The sequence below is a fragment of the Desulfocicer niacini genome (assembly GCF_054657595.1).
Map to the genome: position 1 here is coordinate 1 of NZ_BAAHYK010000180.1, position 479 is coordinate 479.

Sequence of the window (479 nt, forward strand, 5' to 3'; positions counted from 1 at the left end):
GGAACATAACGTTGATCTACACCTCTCTTTTTCAAATTTCAGTGAGCAAGTCATGCATAAAAAGATGGATAGATGAAATAGGTGCCGGACTCTCAGAAGATGATATTCTGCAAAAGTTAATAGATCAGCAAAAGCCTTGTGAATGCAATATTGATGGCTATTACCCCATGGGAACAGACAAATGTGTCATGGTTATAAAGGACGAATATGGCAGAATTCTGATAACCCATGAAGCAGATAGTGAAAATGCAAAGGAAGCAAATGCCTTTTTAAACAAATTGAAAGATTTAGGATTGAATATCACTTATGTATTTTCAGACTATTCAAAAAGCTATATATCAGCAATAAAAGAGGTTTTTCCGAAAGCAAAGTTTCAGGCTGATCATTTTCATACGGCAAAGAACATATGGAAACATCTTAAAAAAGGGCTGCTTGAGTATAGACGAGAAATTAAATCAACCGGTGATAAAGAAAAAAAT

General features: G+C 34.4%; 1 protein-coding gene. It reads left to right on the forward strand.

All coding sequences use genetic code 11. The annotated features are described in order from the left end of the window. On the forward strand, positions 1-479 hold a 479-nt coding region (locus ACYQ2M_RS25280), incomplete at both ends, for a transposase (protein ID WP_459919174.1).